The organism is Novosphingobium aerophilum (assembly GCF_014230305.1).
Lineage (GTDB): Bacteria > Pseudomonadota > Alphaproteobacteria > Sphingomonadales > Sphingomonadaceae > Novosphingobium > Novosphingobium aerophilum.
On the sequence record NZ_JACLAU010000004.1, the window covers coordinates 88,540 to 103,311 of the forward strand.

Annotated in this window: 15 protein-coding genes; 6 read left to right on the forward strand and 9 right to left on the reverse strand. The window is 69.9% G+C overall.

Going from position 1 to position 14,772, the window contains the following annotated elements; translation table 11 throughout:
* Positions 1-33: 33 nt before the first annotated feature.
* Entirely contained in the window at positions 34-900 is an 867-nt protein-coding gene (gene sseA, locus H7F49_RS04790; protein ID WP_185682434.1) for a 3-mercaptopyruvate sulfurtransferase, read from the reverse strand.
* A gap of 288 nt (positions 901-1,188) precedes the next feature.
* Between sseA and queF the strand changes: the two genes are divergently transcribed.
* Complete coding sequence (gene queF, locus H7F49_RS04795) at positions 1,189-1,647, forward strand: preQ(1) synthase (RefSeq protein ID WP_185682435.1); 459 nt, start codon at positions 1,189-1,191, stop codon at positions 1,645-1,647.
* 24 nt (positions 1,648-1,671) lie between these two features.
* Here queF and H7F49_RS04800 read toward each other — a convergent pair whose 3' ends face one another.
* The 6 genes from H7F49_RS04800 to H7F49_RS04825 all read right to left on the reverse strand — a co-directional run bounded on the left by H7F49_RS04800 (position 1,672) and on the right by H7F49_RS04825 (position 5,558).
* On the reverse strand, positions 1,672-2,565 hold the full coding sequence (locus tag H7F49_RS04800; protein ID WP_185682436.1) for a lysophospholipid acyltransferase family protein: 894 nt from the start codon (positions 2,563-2,565) through the stop codon (positions 1,672-1,674).
* Entirely contained in the window at positions 2,565-3,020 is a 456-nt protein-coding gene (locus tag H7F49_RS04805) for a Fur family transcriptional regulator (RefSeq protein WP_185682437.1), read from the reverse strand. The genes H7F49_RS04800 and H7F49_RS04805 overlap by 1 nt, the downstream gene beginning before the upstream one ends.
* A gap of 164 nt (positions 3,021-3,184) precedes the next feature.
* Positions 3,185-3,625 carry a MucR family transcriptional regulator gene (locus H7F49_RS04810; protein ID WP_185682438.1) on the reverse strand — a complete coding sequence of 147 codons (441 nt, stop codon included), beginning with the start codon at positions 3,623-3,625 and terminating at the stop codon, positions 3,185-3,187.
* A gap of 171 nt (positions 3,626-3,796) precedes the next feature.
* Positions 3,797-4,276, reverse strand: a complete 480-nt coding sequence (locus H7F49_RS04815; RefSeq protein ID WP_185682439.1) for a GNAT family N-acetyltransferase — start codon at positions 4,274-4,276, stop codon at positions 3,797-3,799.
* Complete coding sequence (gene tsaB, locus H7F49_RS04820; RefSeq protein ID WP_328806521.1) at positions 4,273-4,971, reverse strand: tRNA (adenosine(37)-N6)-threonylcarbamoyltransferase complex dimerization subunit type 1 TsaB; 699 nt, start codon at positions 4,969-4,971, stop codon at positions 4,273-4,275. The genes H7F49_RS04815 and tsaB overlap by 4 nt, the downstream gene beginning before the upstream one ends.
* Positions 4,972-4,979: 8 nt before the next feature.
* Positions 4,980-5,558, reverse strand: a complete 579-nt coding sequence (locus H7F49_RS04825; protein WP_185682440.1) for a NifU family protein — start codon at positions 5,556-5,558, stop codon at positions 4,980-4,982.
* Positions 5,559-5,801: 243 nt separating this feature from the next.
* On the opposite strand from H7F49_RS04825, the gene H7F49_RS04830 reads away from it, so the two are divergent.
* Both H7F49_RS04830 and H7F49_RS04835 read left to right on the forward strand, forming a co-directional pair.
* Positions 5,802-6,329, forward strand: a complete 528-nt coding sequence (locus tag H7F49_RS04830; RefSeq protein ID WP_185682441.1) for an FKBP-type peptidyl-prolyl cis-trans isomerase — start codon at positions 5,802-5,804, stop codon at positions 6,327-6,329.
* A 160-nt stretch (positions 6,330-6,489) separates the two neighbouring features.
* Positions 6,490-9,477, forward strand: a complete 2,988-nt coding sequence (locus tag H7F49_RS04835) for a M16 family metallopeptidase (RefSeq protein WP_185682442.1) — start codon at positions 6,490-6,492, stop codon at positions 9,475-9,477.
* Between the two features lie 51 nt (positions 9,478-9,528).
* Here the strand turns inward: H7F49_RS04835 and H7F49_RS04840 are convergent, their stop codons facing one another.
* Both H7F49_RS04840 and H7F49_RS04845 read right to left on the reverse strand, forming a co-directional pair.
* Complete coding sequence (locus H7F49_RS04840; RefSeq protein ID WP_185682443.1) at positions 9,529-10,071, reverse strand: chorismate--pyruvate lyase family protein; 543 nt, start codon at positions 10,069-10,071, stop codon at positions 9,529-9,531.
* 25 nt (positions 10,072-10,096) lie between these two features.
* Positions 10,097-10,870: a competence/damage-inducible protein A gene (locus tag H7F49_RS04845; protein ID WP_185682444.1), complete on the reverse strand. Its 774-nt coding sequence runs from the start codon at positions 10,868-10,870 to the stop codon at positions 10,097-10,099.
* A 106-nt stretch (positions 10,871-10,976) separates the two neighbouring features.
* On the opposite strand from H7F49_RS04845, the gene H7F49_RS04850 reads away from it, so the two are divergent.
* The 3 genes from H7F49_RS04850 to H7F49_RS04860 all read left to right on the forward strand — a co-directional run bounded on the left by H7F49_RS04850 (position 10,977) and on the right by H7F49_RS04860 (position 14,520).
* Positions 10,977-11,951 (forward strand): magnesium and cobalt transport protein CorA, encoded by a 975-nt coding sequence (locus H7F49_RS04850; RefSeq protein WP_185682445.1) that lies wholly within the window; start codon positions 10,977-10,979, stop codon positions 11,949-11,951.
* Between the two features lie 130 nt (positions 11,952-12,081).
* Positions 12,082-13,860: a cation:proton antiporter domain-containing protein gene (locus H7F49_RS04855; protein WP_235981851.1), complete on the forward strand. Its 1,779-nt coding sequence runs from the start codon at positions 12,082-12,084 to the stop codon at positions 13,858-13,860.
* Between the two features lie 24 nt (positions 13,861-13,884).
* Positions 13,885-14,520 carry a DJ-1/PfpI family protein gene (locus tag H7F49_RS04860; protein ID WP_185682447.1) on the forward strand — a complete coding sequence of 212 codons (636 nt, stop codon included), beginning with the start codon at positions 13,885-13,887 and terminating at the stop codon, positions 14,518-14,520.
* The last annotated feature ends 252 nt before the right edge of the window (positions 14,521-14,772 follow it).

Sequence of the window (14,772 nt, forward strand, 5' to 3'; positions counted from 1 at the left end):
GCGCGCGGCATGGCGGCAAGCCGCGAGGTGAGGTCAGGCCCCGACGGTGGGGCGCGGCCCGGCCGGACCCTGCGCCTTCGGCGTCGCCGGATCGGCGCCCCATTCGGCCCAGCTGCCGTCGTACAGCGCCACATCGTCCTTGCCGATCAGGTGGAGGGCGAAGGCCACCACACAGGCGGTCACGCCGCTGCCGCAACTGGTCACCACCGGCCGTGACAGATCGATCCCGGCGTCCAGGAACACCCGCCGCAGGCTCGCCCGGTCCTTGAAGGTCCCGTCCACCTGGAACAGCCCGGTGTAGGGCACGTTGCGCGATCCGGGGATATGGCCACTGGCCAGGCCCGGACGCGTTTCCGCCACTTCGCCGGTGAAGCGCCCGGCACCGCGGGCGTCGATCACCTGCTCGGCCTCGCTGGCGATATTGGCCAGCATCTGCACCTTGTCGCGCACCTGGCCCTCGTCGCGCCACGGGGTGTAGTGGCGATGCCGCAGGGTGCGCTGACCGGTTTCGAGCGGGCGGCCCTCGGCGCGCCACTTGGCGATGCCGCCGTCGAGGATCGCGACATTGGTGGCGCCGAACATGCGCAGCATGAACCAGGCCCGCGCCGCGGTGCGGATCGCCGAATCGTCGTAGAGCACGATACGGCTGCCGTCGCCCAGGCCCAGCGATTGCATCCGGCTGGCGAACTTCTCGGCGGAGGGCAAGGTGTTCTCGACCGGAGCGCCCTGATCGACCAGATCGTCGAGGTTGAGGAACACCGCACCGGGAATGTGTCCGGCCAGATACTCGGCTGCGGCATCCCGCCCGGCCTCGGGCAGGTGCTTGCTCGCATCGACGATTCGCAGGTCGCTGGCGCCCATTTCGTTGGCCAGCCAGTCGGTCGAGACCAGACTCTCCATTGCCGCGCGACCTCCCTCATTCGCTGCGCCTGCGAACAGGACTAGCCTCACCGCGCTCCGCAGTCGAGGCCTATTGCGCTGAAATTGCGTTCGATTGCAGAGATGCAGGGGAACTGTTGCAGCCGATGTCCGGCCTGCGGCTGCGATCGGCCCGCTCGCGCGAACCGATGGGCGAGGTGACCTGTGGGGCAACCGGGAGGCCATCCACGACGCGCGCGGTTGTCCCCTGCGGGGCCCTGACCACAGAGGCGGCTTGTGCGGACCGTGCGGCGCGGGCATGGCGCGGCCATGACCGACTCTCCCCAACCGCTGCACCTCGGCCGCCAGAGCGATCTGCCCGCCTCGCCCGAGGCGGCCGTGCTCGACTATGTGCCCAACCCGCGCCCCGGCGCGCTGTACTGCATCCGCTTCGCCGCGCCGGAATTCACCTCGCTCTGCCCGGTCACCGGTCAGCCCGATTTCGCGCATCTGGTGATCGACTATGCCCCGGGCCAGACGATCGTCGAATCGAAGTCGCTCAAGCTGTTCCTCGGCTCGTTCCGCAACCATGCCGGGTTCCATGAGGACGTGACCGTGGGGATCGGCCAGCGGCTGTTCGCGGAGATGGCCCCGGCCTGGCTACGGATCGGCGGATACTGGTATCCCCGCGGCGGCATACCGATCGACGTGTTCTGGCAGAGCGGCGCTGCGCCGGCCGGGCTGTGGGTGCCCGATCAGGGCGTGGCACCCTATCGCGGACGCGGCTGAGCTGCTCCGCGGGGGCCGGTCCGGTCAGGCCGGATCGACCGGGTCCGGCTCTCCGGAGGCCGCCGGCGCGGCATAGCGGACGGCTTCCACGTCCAGCGCGAAGGGGCGCAGCGGCAGGCCGCGGATCGTCACCAGCGCGGCTTCGATCCGGCGCCGCGCCTCGGCCGCGATGGCCTTGCGTCCGCCGATCTCCTGCGGGGCGAAGGGTTCCAGGTAGTGCACCCGCAGTTCGAACGAGCCGGGGTGCGAGAGGATGCGCAGCGCGTTGTGGAGGCCCGGTTCGACCCCGACCCAGGCGATCCATTCGCTGGCCGGGCCATAGTCGAGCACCACCGGCTGGACCAGGATCCCGGCGGGTGGCGGGTCGAGCACCTTGAGGATCGACGACTTGAACGGCAGCAACGACCAGCCATCGGTGGTCGTTCCTTCGGGGAAGACCGTGATCGACCAGTTGTCGGCCAGCGCCTCGCGCACGGAGTTGATCTGCTCGGCCACGTTGAGCCGCGCCTCGCGCTGGACGAAGACCGTGCGGTTGAGCCGGCAGAGCCAGCCCAGGATCGGGGCCTTGGCGATCTCCGCCTTGGCGACGAAGGCCGTGCCGCTGCTGCCGGCGAGGGCAGGGATGTCGACCCAGGACATGTGGTTGGCGATGAAGAACACGTCCCGCCGCAGCGGTGTGCCGAACACCTTCAGCCGGGCCCCGACGATCCGGGTGGTCAGGAACAGGAACAGCTTGGGCAGTGGCGAGCCGTAAGCCACCACGCGGTAAGCGTAGTGCAGCGGCACGCAGACCAGCAGCGCCAGCGCGATCATGGCCAGGCGCAGGCCGATGCGGATGATCGCGATCGGGCCAAGCACGAGCGGAGGGGTGGAAGGAGCGGCCGGGTAGTCCTGCGCGGCCACGAGGGGCGGCACCATCAGCGCCTGCGCGGACCCATCGGCGCGATCGGCGCCCCTTCGCGGTCGATCCGCACGCCATAGAGCTCCATCCGGTGATCGACCAGGCGATAGCCCAGCCGCTCGGCGATCTGGCGCTGGAGGGCTTCGAGTTCGGGATCGACGAATTCGATCACCTTGCCGGTCTCCACATCGATCATGTGATCATGATGCGCTTCCGGCGCGGCCTCGTACCGGGCGCGCCCGTCGCCGAAATCGTGGCGGTCGAGAATCCCGGCCTCTTCGAACAGGCGGACAGTGCGGTAGACCGTCGCGATCGAGATCCCCGGATCGAGCGCCGAGGCCCGCTCATAGAGCTTGTCGACGTCGGGGTGGTCCTGGCTTTCCGACAGGACCTTGGCGATCACCCGGCGCTGTTCGGTGATCCGCAGCCCGCGTTCATTGCAGAGCGCTTCGATGTCGATCGGCTGGTGCACGGTGGATCTGTCCTGGTCGGCTGGGCGGGTCGGCTGGGCGGGATCGTTTGCGCGCGGTCATCACACCGACGAAACGGCCTCGCCCGATATGGACCGGGCGAGGCCGTTCTGCAACCGTTGCCAGCCGCCCGCATCGCCCGTGCCGGGCGAAACGGGCGTCAGGATCAGCCCTTGGCGCGTCCGCGCGTGGCCTTGGCGCCGGGCTTGCGGCCCAGCCCGATCTTCTTCGCCAGTTCACGCCGCTTTTCGGCATAGTCCGGCGCGACCATCGGATAGTCGGCGGGCAGGTTCCAGCGCGCGCGATACTGTTCCGGGGTCATGTTGTAGTGCGTCATCAGGTGACGCTTCAGCATCTTCAGCTTCTTGCCGTCTTCCAGGCACACGATGTGGTCGGGCTTGACCGACGAACGGATCGACACGGCCGGCTCGGGCGGGGTTTCCACCACCGGGGCAGCCTGACCAAGACCGGAGAGAGCATTGTACACGTTGCTGATCAGCGTCGGGAGATCACCCACCGACACGCTGTTGTTGCTGACATGCGCGGCCACAATGTCGGAAGTGAGGGTGATGAGCGTTTCGCTCAAATCGCTTTGTGGGCTGTCCATGGTGAAATCCTCGAAGTGTACGACCTTATGATTGCTCCGGCCGATAAACCTATAAAGGGTCAACTGCGGAGAAAGTTTCTCCTGAACCCACATTGGGCTAAGCACAAGTAGAAAAAGATGAAATGCCTACCAAAATGGAGGTGAAAGGCCTATTCGCGCCGAAGCGGCCGTTCAATCGCCCAAGATGCGGACGAACGTGATCGCATCAAGTCTGGGACCGCTTAACGTCCGGTAATAATTTGACCGCACGCCCATCGGTACAAAGCCGTGGCGGCGATAAAGGGATTCTGCAGCATTACCACGCCGCATCTCGAGCAGCAGGCGATTGGCCCCGCGCTCGCGCGCCTCGGAGGCAAAGCGCGACAACAGACGATCACCAATTCCGCGGCGGCGTGACTGCGGGACCACTCCGAACAGCAGCAGTTCTTCTTCGTCGGGATTGCTGCGGCTGAGGGCGAAGCCGGCGGCCGTCCCGACCGGCGCTTCGGCGGCCAGCGGTTCCCCGTCCGGACCGGCCAGCAGATAGTGGCACTGTCCCAGGATCAGGGCATCCTCCACCTGACGCCGGGTCCAGGCCTCGCCGAACTCCGGATCGAAGGCGCAGTCCATCACCGCCATGATCCGGTCGATGTCGTCGGCCTCGGGCGTCATCGCGCGGCAACCTCTCCCCCGCGCGCTGCGGCGGGCAGCCGTGCATCGGGCGCGCGGCCGTACAACGGCGTGGTGTCGCCGGTCAGCAGGTGGGCCGGAAGCAGGGGAAAGGCCCGGGCATCGGGCCAGCAGGCCAGCGCCTGGCCGTACCCGCGGCGTTCGACCAGGGCCTCGGCCTGGCTGCCGGCCACCAGGCCGGCCTGCGCCAGCGCGGCCGCGGCGGCCGGGGTCGCCGACACCAGTTCGCCCAGGGCCTGGCCCTGTTCATCGAACTCCTGCACGAACCATTCGCCGTGCCCGCCGGTCGTGGCCACGCAGACCGCCCGGGCGGCGGCGTCCGGCGCTTCACCGGACCGTCCTCCACCCGCCATGGCCGCACCAGCTTGGGCCTGGGCCCGAGCCTGGGCCGCGATCAGCGCGAGGGTGGGGTAGCCCACCAGTTCGGCACCCCAGGCCAGGGCAAGGGCGCGGGCCGCTGCCAGGCCAACGCGCAGTCCGGTGAAGCTCCCGGGGCCACGGGCCACCGCGATGCGCGGGGCGCGCCCGCGGCCGGGCAGGGCGGCGATCATCGGCACGAGCTGTTCGGCATGGCCCCGGCCGAGCAGGCGGAAGTCGGCGGCGATCACCGCGCCCGCGCGGATCAGCGCGACCGAACAGGCTTCCGTGGCAGCGTCGATGACGAGCGTATCGGGCACCGGGCCGGTCAGGCCGCGCGGACCTCGCTGACCTCAGGCACGTAGTGCTTGAGCAGCGACTCGATGCCGTGCTTCAGCGTGGCCGAGCTGGACGGGCAGCCGGCGCAGGCGCCCTGCATCGTCAGGAAGACCACGCCCTCGCGGAACCCGCGATAGATGATGTCGCCACCATCGTTGGCGACGGCGGGACGGACCCGTGTTTCGATCAGGTCCTTGATCTGTTCGACGATATCGGCGTCGGCGGGATCGTGACCCCAGGTTTCGTCATCGTCGGCCGGAACGGCGATCCCGGCCGCATCGCCCCCGGTGAACAGCGGGGCGCCCGACACGAAATGGTCGAGCAGCATGGCCACGACCTGCGGCTTCAGCGTCGCCCAGCTCACCCCGGGGGCCGCGGTGACCGACACGAAATCGCGGCCGAAGAACACCCCGGTCACCTCGCCCAGATCGAACAAGGCTTCGGCCAGCGGCGAGGCGGCGGCATCCTCGGGTGAGGTGAACTCGCGCGTGCCCGCGGCCATCACCGGCTGACCGGGAAGGAACTTGAGCGTGGCCGGGTTCGGCGTGGGTTCGGTTTCGATGTACATGGCCCTCGCGCATGTAGGCGCGCGGGTCGGCCGGTCAAGGGGCACTTCGTGCGAGGCTCCGCAGAATGGGCCCAGAGAACCGTCTTGGAGAACCTGTCCAGAGCGGCCAGCCAGCGGATCGATGACCCGGCTTGCTGCCTGTCGCCGGCTGGCCTAAGCGGCGGCGGCCTGATCGGTGCATCGGGTGACCGGGGCAGACTGCCCGGGCGGATCAGACCCGCTGGGACCAGAAAAGGACAACCGATGAAGAAGACCACCGCCGCGTTCGTTCTGGTCGGGCTGGCCGCCGCCACCACCGCAGCCGTCGCGATCGGCCAGAATCTGACCGGGATCATTCCCCTGCCGCTGCAGCCGGTGGTCGAGGCCGACAAGCGCACCTGCGCCAAGCTGACCCCGTCGGGCCTGGGCTATACCGAACTGCGTCCGGGCACCGGTCCGAAGGCGGGTGCATCGGATTACGTGCTGATCGATTACATCGGCTATCTGGCGGCGGACGGGAAGGTGTTCGACCAGAACACCCGCACCCCGATGAAGGCCGATGGGGTGATCCCCGGCTTCAGCGAGGGCCTGCAGATGATCCCGCGCGGCGGCGTCTACCGGTTCTGCATCCCGGCGGCGTTGGGCTATGGCAAGCAGGGGGCCGGCCCGATCCCGGCCGACGCCAATCTGGTGTTCCAGGTGGAACTGCTGGATTCGCGCACCGCCGCCGAGGTCGAGGCGATGCGCCAGGGCAGCGCCGCCGCCGCCCCGGCCGAGCCGGCGAAGCCCTGACCAGGGACCAGTCCGGGGGACCGGACAGAGGAAACGGGGCCAGCGGGGCGGTCGCGCCGGCGCGGCCCGCGCTGACCGGTCTGCTCCCGTTGGGGCGACGCCCGGACCGGGTTGGCCTATTCACTGGTCCTTCACCGTTCGTCCTCCTATACCGGCGGTGATGAACCAGACGTCCCGCGCCGCCCGAGCCCTGCTGTCCGCCCTGTCGATCGCCACGGTCGCAACAATCCTCTCGCTCGGCTCGCTGCCGGGCGCGGTCGCGGCCCGTCCGGCCCGGGGCAAGCCCGCTCCGGCCGCCGCCGCCCCGGCCCGACCAGCCGCTCCAGCCCGACCAGCCGTCGCGCCGGCAGCCAAGCCCTACACCGGTCCCTGGCTCTACCGCGGCAGCGACGTGCCGCAGGATCCCGCCTGGGTCTTCGGCGAGCTGCCCAACGGCCTGCGCTATGCGGTGCGGACCAATGGCGTGCCCCCGGGGCAGGTCTCGATCCGGGTGCGCGTCGATGTCGGCTCGCTGAACGAGCGGGACGACGAGCGTGGCTATGCCCACTTCATCGAGCATCTGGTGTTCCGCCAGTCCGAGCATCTGGCCGAGGGCGAGGCGATCCACGCCTGGCAGCGGCTGGGCGCCTCGTTCGGCAGCGACACCAATGCCGAGACCACCCCCACCGGGACGACCTATTCGATCGACCTGCCCGAGGCGACCGACGCCGGGCTCGACGAATCGATGAAGTACCTGTCGGGCATGGTCATCGCGCCGACTCTCAGCGACAAGAACATCCAGACCGATCTGCCGATCGTGCTCGCCGAAAAGCGCGAGCGGGGTGGAGCGGCCGCGCGGGTGCAGGATGCCCTGCGCGAAGTGCTCTATGCCGGGCAGCCGCTGGCCCTGCGTTCGCCGATCGGCACCGAGGAAACGCTGAAGGCCGCCACCCAGGCATCGGTCCGGGCGTTCCACGCGCGCTGGTACCGGCCCGAGAACACCGTGGTCGTGCTCGCCGGGGATCGCCCCACGGCCGAGCTGGAGGCGCTGGTGCGCAAGTGGTTCGCGCGGTGGAATCCCTCCGGCGCCCATGTTCCCGCGCCCAGCTTCGGCGATCCCGTCGCGCCTCCGGGGGCCGTGCGGGCCGCGGGGATTGGTGGGCTGCTCGGCCAGACCCGCGTGATCGTCGAGCCCGACCTGCCGCGCAACGTGACCTGGGCCACGCTGCGGCCGTGGCGCCAGGTGAACGACACGATCGCCTACAACCAGGGACTGATGATCGATCAGGTTGCCCAGGCGGTGATCAACCGCCGGCTCGAGGCGCGGGCGCGGGCCGGGGGCAGCTTCCTGATCGCGCAGGTCAACCAGCAGGACGTGTCGCGCTCGACCGACGCCACCTTCGTCAGCGTCACCCCGCTGGGCGAGGACTGGCAGGCGGCGGTCAAGGACGTGCGCGCCGTGATCGCCGACGCCATGGCCATTCCGCCCACCGCCGAGGAGATCGCCCGCGAAGTGGCCGAGCTCGACGTGGCCTTCGCCAGCGCGCAGGAGCAGCAGACCCTGCAGCCCGGTTCGCGCCTGGCTGACGACATTGTCCAGGCGGTCGACATTCGCGAGACCGTGGCCAATCCGGAAGCCGTGCTGCGCATCTTCCGCCAGTCGGTCCCGCTGATCACCCCCCAGGCCGTGCTGCAGCACACCCGCCAACTGTTCAACGGCACGGTCACCCGCGCCGCGCTGGTCACCCCGCGGGCGAGCGACGGCACCGCCGTCACCCTGCGCCAGGCCCTGGCCGCCCCGGTGATCGCCGACGGCAAGGCGCGGCTGGCCAACAAGTCGATCTCGTTCGACCAGTTGCCGCCGATCGGCACGCCCGGTCGGGTTGTCGCGGCGATCCCGACCGGGATCGGGCAGATCGAGCAGATCGAACTCGCCAACGGGGTCAAGGCGCTGATCTGGCCGAGCAACGACGAGCCGGGCCGGGTGACCGTGAAAGTCCGCTTCGGCGCGGGCTATCGCGCTTTTGCCCCGGGTGATGCGGCCTATATCCAGTTGGGCCAGATGGCACTGGTCGGCTCGGGCGAGGCGACGCTGGGCCAGGAAGAGCTCGACCGCATCTCCACCGGGCGCAAGATGGGGTTCGATTTCCGCATCGACGATGCCGATTTCACCTTCAGCGCCGACACCCGCCAGGCCGATCTGGCCGACCAGCTCTACCTCTTCGCCGCCAAGCTGGCGCTGCCGCGCTGGGACGAGGCCCCGGTGCTGCGCGCCCGGGCGGCCGCACGATTGCAGTACGATGGCCTGGCCACCTCGCCGCAGGGCGTGCTTCAACGCGATCTGAAACTGCTGCAGCACAATGGCGATCCCCGCTATCGCACCCCGGCGCCGGCCGATCTCGACGCGGCCACTCCCGCCGGCTTCCGCCAGGTCTGGGCCCCGATCCTCGCCTCGGGTCCGATCGAGGTGCAGGTGTTCGGCGACATCAACCGCGACAGCACGGTCGAGGCCCTGGTGCGGACCTTCGGCGCCCTGGCGCCGCGGGACGAGGCGCCGGGGCTCAAGGCTTCGATGACCGGGCTGGTCCCGCGCGGCGGCGGCGCGCCGATCGTGATTCCCCATCATGGCGATGCCAACCAGGCGGCGGTGCTGGTCTCGTGGCCGACCGGAGGCGGATCGGCCGGGGTGCGCGTCTCGCGCCAGCTGGAGATCCTCACCAATCTGCTGTCGAACCGCCTGCTCGATCGCCTGCGTGAGAAGCTGGGGGCCAGCTATGCGCCGCAGGTCTTCTCCAGCTGGCCGATGGACCTCGACGCGGGGGGATCGATCACCGCCGTGGCCCAGCTGCAGCCGCGCGATGTCCCGGTGTTCTTCCAGACCGCCGACGAGATCGCGGCCGATCTGGTGGCCAATCCGCCGACCGCCGATGAGCTGGCCCGGGTGACCGAGCCGCTCAAGCAGCAGGTCACCCGCGCCGCGACCAGCAGCGCCTTCTTCATGAACCTGCTCGAAGGTGCGACCCGCGATCCCACCCGCTTTGTCGGCATCCGCACGATCATCCCGGACTACACCGTGACCACGCCCGCGATCATGCAGGAGCTGGCCAAGCAGTTCCTCGTCAAGGACCGCGCCTGGCGGGCCCAGATCGTGCCGCAGCCGCGGGGGTGATGACGGGAGCCCGTTGACCCGTCTGCTCGCCGCGGTCGTCCATCCCTTGGGCTACGGGGCGAGATTCGCCCGCGTGTAGCATTCCACCAGCAGCGCCAGCGGGCGGCCGTCGGGCAGGCGGAGCAGGGCACGGTGCGCCAGGATCGTGCCGCGCGGGCAATCGCGGTGGCCGCGCGGCAGGGTGCCGAGCCGCTCGCGCCGGAAGCCGAGCGGGGCGGCAACCTTGCCGAAGGGCACCGAGCTGGTGTCCAGCGTGCGGTTCATCTCCGCGGTGAGGCGCGCCGGCACGTACCAGTTGTGCGCTTCGGACAGCACGGTGCCGCCGCAGGCGAGGCGCACGTGGCGATAGCCGAGCCGCTCGGTGTCCGGCAGGTCCAGCAGGTGGCGGGCATCGGCCGGTGCCGTCGCGGGCGCCGAGTTCAGCACGCTGGCGGTAACCCGGGCCGGATCGGCGATGTGCCGGGCCGCGCACCATTGCTCCAGCGCGGTGGTGGCGCTGTCGTTGGCGGCCAGCGTCGCGGCAAAGGGGGCCAGGCGTGGGTCCGGGGTTCCGGCACAGCCATGGAGCGCGGCGGCAAGGCCCAGCAGGGCCATCCGGCACCGGCCAGGCATCACCGGCTCAGATGCCCCCGGGGACCGCAGCCCGGCCGGTCGCTTCCAGCCCGAGCGACAGGGCCGCGCAACAGGCCGCGAGCCGGTCTGCGTCGGTTGAGCGGACCACGAAGTTCGCCCCGGTGCGTCCCTCGCGCCAGAACGGGTAGGAGCCGATCTGGCACCCCTCGTGGCTCTTCTCGGTCTGGCGCAGCAGGTCGGCCACTTCGCTCTCGCCCACCCAGCAGCCGATCGTCTCGCTCAGCAGCGGGGCGCCGCCCTCCAGCGTGCCGGTCAGGGCCTCGAGCATGCCGGCGGTGATCGAGGGGACGCCGGCCATGATGAAGATGTTGCCCCAGCGGATGCCGGGAGCGCCGGTGAAGCGGTTGGGGATCAGATCGGCCCCGGCAGGCACGCGCGCCATGCGCAGGCGGGCCTCGGTCAGCCCGCCGCGGGTGGTGTAATAGTCTTCCAGGATGGCCCGCGCCTCGGGATGGACCTCGACCGCCACACCCAGCGCGGCGGCGATCGCGTCCACGGTGATGTCGTCATGGGTCGGGCCGATTCCGCCGGTGGTGAACAGATAATCGTTCCGCGCCCGCAGGGCGTTGACCGCCTCGATGATCGCGGGCTCCTCGTCGGCGACGACGCGGACCTCCTTCAGGCGGATCCCCTGGACCTGCAGCCAGGTGGCGACCTGCGCGATGTTCTTGTCATGCGTGCGGCCGGACAGGATTTCGTCACCGATCACGATCAGCGCGGCGGTGAAGATGCGGGCGGGGGTGGCGCTCTGGTCGGACATGGCGGCTGGTTAGGTCAGCCCGGGCCTGCGGGCAAGCGCGCTGAGGGGACAGGTCGGCGCCGCGCGGTGATTGCCAGAGCGCATCGACTTTGCCACACCCTGCGCCATGCCGATCATCGCCGCGCGCCGTTATTCCGCCGGATGCACCGAAGACCACGCGCTCGCGCTGGATGGGCAGCCCCGCGTGCCGCTGCCGCCTGACAGCTTCGACTGGATCGGGCTGTGCGAGCCGACCACGGCCGAGATGGAGCAGGCGCGCCGCCAGTTCGATCTTCACCCGCTGGCGGTCGAGGACGCGCTCAACCCGACGCAGATGCCCAAGGTCGAGATCTATGGCCAGAGCCTGTTCATCGTCGCGCGCACGGCCGAGCTCGAGGAGGGCGAGAAGATCGCCTATGGCCAGACCGCGCTGTTCCTGGGCCGCGATTACCTGGTCACCGTCCGGTTCGGCTCGTCCCGCGCGCACAACCCCGTGCGCGATCGGCTCGAGGCCAATGCCGAGCGCATGGCCGAAGGGGTGGACTATGTCGCCCACGCCATCCTCGACTTCATCGTCGACGGGTTCCAGCCGATCATCGACCGGTTCGAGGAGGCGGTCCAGGTCATGGAGGAGCGGGCGATCGACACCTTCCCGCAGCCCTCGACCATCCGCCGCATCTTCCGCCTGCGCCGCCAGATCCGCCGCTTCGAACGGATCGCCGGGCCGATGGAGGAGGTCTGCGAACGGCTGGCCACCACCGACCTGCCGGTGATCGATCCCGGGGCGCGGATCTGGTTCCGCGACGTGCTCGACCATTCGCGCCGCGCGCTGGCGCGCATGCGCGGGCTCAAGGAGACGCTGGCCTCGATCGTCGAGACCGCCAGCCTGCTCGAACAGCACCGCCAGGGCGAAATGACCCGCCAGCTCGCCGCCTGGGCGGCGATCCTCGCCGTGCCCACCGCGATCGCCGGGATCTATGGGATGAACTTCAGCTTCATGCCCGAGCTGAAGTGGCGCTACGGCTACTTCATGGCGCTGGGGCTGATCGTCTCGGTCTGCACCGGGCTGTGGTGGCGGTTCCGGCGCATCGGCTGGCTGTAACGGCGAAGCCATGGCGGCGGCCTCCGCTGCCGGCGGTGCCGGATGCGGGAAGGGTGCCGGCCGGGCTGCCGTCGGGGCTTGGCTAGTCCCCGCGATCCTCTAGACTGCGTGCCATGCCCATCGCATCGCTATGGCCGCAATGAGCGGCGCCGAAGGCCACGTCTCGCTCGTCCGCGACGGGTTCCTGCTGCTCGGCTTCGCCCTGGCCTTCGTGCTGGTGTTCCGCCGGCTCGGCCTGGGGGCGACGCTGGGCTACCTGCTGGCCGGCGCCGTCGTCGGACCGCAAGCGCTGCATCTGGTGGGCGATCCCGAGGGCAAGCTGGGCATCGCCGAGCTGGGCATCACCCTGCTGCTGTTCATCGTCGGGCTGGAGCTGAACCCCGCGCGGCTGTGGCGGCTGCGGCGCGAGATCTTCGGGCTGGGCCTGCTGCAGGTCACCGCCTGCGGCATCGCCATCGCGGCGATCGTCGCGCTCGGCGTCGGCTTCACCCCGGCCGCCGCGCTGGCCCTGGGGCTGCCGCTGGCACTGTCGTCGACCGCGCAGGTCCTGCCGATGCTCCAGTCTTCCGGCCGGCTGCGCACCCCCTTTGGCGAGCGCGCCTTTGCCATCCTGCTGTTCCAGGACCTGTCGATCATCCCGATGATCACGATCATCACCGCGCTCAGCCGCAATCCGGCCGATGCCGGTGGTCCGCCGGGCTGGCTGCTGGGGCTCTCCACGATCGGCGCGATCCTGGGGCTGATCCTGGCCGGCCGTTACCTGCTGCGCCCGCTGTTCCGCCTGATCGGCAACCTGGGCGAGCGCGAGATGTTCGTCACCGCGGCCCTGTTCACCGTGATGGCCTCGGCCGCGGTGATGGAGCTGCTGGGGCTGTCCACTGCGCTCGGGGCCTTCATCGCGGGCGTGATGCTCGCCGATTCGCCGTACCGGCACGAGCTGGAGGCCGATGTCGAGCCGTTCCGCTCGATCCTGCTCGGCCTGTTCTTCCTGGCCGTGGGCATGATGCTCAACCTCCACGCCATCGCCGAGCGGCCGCTGTTCGTCGCCGGCATGGCGCTGGCGCTGATCGCCGCCAAGACCCTGGTGATCTTCGCCATCGCGCGGGTCTTCGGCATGACCAGCCGGGCCGCGCTGGGCCTTGGCCTGCTGCTCAGCCAGGGCGGCGAGTTCGGCTTCGTCCTGTTCGCCCAGGCACAGAACGCGCTGCTGATCTCGCCCGAGGCCGCCAGCCTGTTCGGCGCGGTGGTGACCCTGTCGATGGCGACCACCCCCTTCCTGATGACCGTCACCCGCCGCATCCGGGACGAACCGGTCACCGCCGGCACCGAGGAGCGGGAAGGGCCCCAGGCCGATGGCGCCAACGCGCTGGTGGTCGGCTATGGCCGCTTCGGCCAGACCGTGGCGCAGATGCTGATCGCCAGCGACGTGCCGGTGACGCTGATCGATTCGGACATCGAGATGATCGATGTCGCCGGGACCTTCGGCGCCAAGGTCTATTTCGGGGACGGCACCCGGCTGGACCTGCTGCGCCAGGCCGGGGCCGAGGAGGCCGAACTGATCCTGTTCTGCATCGACGGGGACCAGCTCAGCGCCGAATTCCTCGAGGCCGTCCACGAAGCCTTTCCCAATGCCGCGATCTATGTCCGCGCCTACGATCGGCGGGCGGTGGTGCGGCTCAAGGGCAGCCCGGCCCGGCGGATCGTGCGCGAGGTGCTCGAATCGGCGATCGTCATGGCCCGCCGCGCGCTGGAGGACAGCGGGGTTGCCCTGGCCGAGATCGACCGCGCCGAATCGATGTTCCGCGCCCGCGACCGCGAACGGCTGCGCCTGCAGATCGAAACCGGCGACATGCGGGTTGCGCGGGACAAGATCATCACCCAGCCTGTGCGCGAGAGCGGTGGGGGCTAACGACCGCGCCGGGAGGCCGCCACGATGAACCTGTCCGCGTCATCCCCTTCGGCCGTCCGCTCGGTGGGAATCCTGCTCTTTCCGGAGGTTGAGGTGCTCGACTTTGCCGGCCCGTTCGAGGTCTTTTCGGTCGCCGCGCGGATTGCCCCGCGCCTGCTCGGGCTGCCCACGCCGCCTTTTGCGGTGTTCACGGTCGCTCGCGATGCGCAGCCGGTCTGCGCACGCCACGGGCTGATCGTCGTGCCCGGCCACGGCTTCGCCGATGCGCCACCGATCGACGTGCTGATCGTTCCGGGCGGGGTGGTCGACCAGCCGCTGGGCTGCCGCACCACGCTGGACTGGCTGCGCCAGACCGCCGCCACCGCGGGCCTGACTGCCTCGGTCTGCACCGGCGCCTTCCTGCTGGCCGAGCTCGGCCTGCTCGATGGCCGGCGCGCCACCACCCATTGGGAGGATCTCGCAGATCTGCGCGCCGCCTATCCCCGGGTCAGCGTGATCGGGGGTGTCCCTTACGTGGACGAAGGCGCCGTGGTGACCTCGGCCGGGATCTCGGCCGGGATCGGGATGAGTCTCCATCTGGTCGGTCGGCTGGTCAGCCCGGAGCTCGCCCGGCTGACCGCGCGGCAGATGCAGTACGACTGGCGTCCGGAAGCAGGGTGAGCGCGGCGATGGCGTGTGGCTGCCGTCATCCCGGGCTCGACCCAGGACCGCTGGCCTCATCGACGCGAGGCCGGTCCGATCCGGCCCGCGGTCCTGGGTCGAGCCCGGGATGACGATGACCAAAAAAAGGGCCCGGTCGTTGCCGACCGGGCCTTTGGAAGTTTTGGGAGAGGATGCCTGAAAGGCACCCCCTATGTGGGCCCGACTCGGTTTTGCTGCAAGTGCGAATAGTGCGTACACGATTGCATGAAA

Coding starts and splice junctions, on each gene's coding strand:
- queF (WP_185682435.1), top strand. CDS start 1,189: ATGACCGACTCTCCCCAACCGCTGCACCTCGGCCGCCAGAGCGATCTG.
- H7F49_RS04855 (WP_235981851.1), top strand. CDS start 12,082: ATGGCCGCAATGAGCGGCGCCGAAGGCCACGTCTCGCTCGTCCGCGAC.
- H7F49_RS04815 (WP_185682439.1), bottom strand. CDS start 4,276: ATGACGCCCGAGGCCGACGACATCGACCGGATCATGGCGGTGATGGAC.
- H7F49_RS04845 (WP_185682444.1), bottom strand. CDS start 10,870: ATGTCCGACCAGAGCGCCACCCCCGCCCGCATCTTCACCGCCGCGCTG.
- H7F49_RS04825 (WP_185682440.1), bottom strand. CDS start 5,558: ATGTACATCGAAACCGAACCCACGCCGAACCCGGCCACGCTCAAGTTC.
- H7F49_RS04840 (WP_185682443.1), bottom strand. CDS start 10,071: ATGGCCCTGCTGGGCCTTGCCGCCGCGCTCCATGGCTGTGCCGGAACC.
- H7F49_RS04830 (WP_185682441.1), top strand. CDS start 5,802: ATGAAGAAGACCACCGCCGCGTTCGTTCTGGTCGGGCTGGCCGCCGCC.
- H7F49_RS04835 (WP_185682442.1), top strand. CDS start 6,490: ATGAACCAGACGTCCCGCGCCGCCCGAGCCCTGCTGTCCGCCCTGTCG.
- H7F49_RS04860 (WP_185682447.1), top strand. CDS start 13,885: ATGAACCTGTCCGCGTCATCCCCTTCGGCCGTCCGCTCGGTGGGAATC.
- H7F49_RS04850 (WP_185682445.1), top strand. CDS start 10,977: ATGCCGATCATCGCCGCGCGCCGTTATTCCGCCGGATGCACCGAAGAC.
- H7F49_RS04800 (WP_185682436.1), bottom strand. CDS start 2,565: ATGGTGCCGCCCCTCGTGGCCGCGCAGGACTACCCGGCCGCTCCTTCC.
- H7F49_RS04810 (WP_185682438.1), bottom strand. CDS start 3,625: ATGGACAGCCCACAAAGCGATTTGAGCGAAACGCTCATCACCCTCACT.
- sseA (WP_185682434.1), bottom strand. CDS start 900: ATGGAGAGTCTGGTCTCGACCGACTGGCTGGCCAACGAAATGGGCGCC.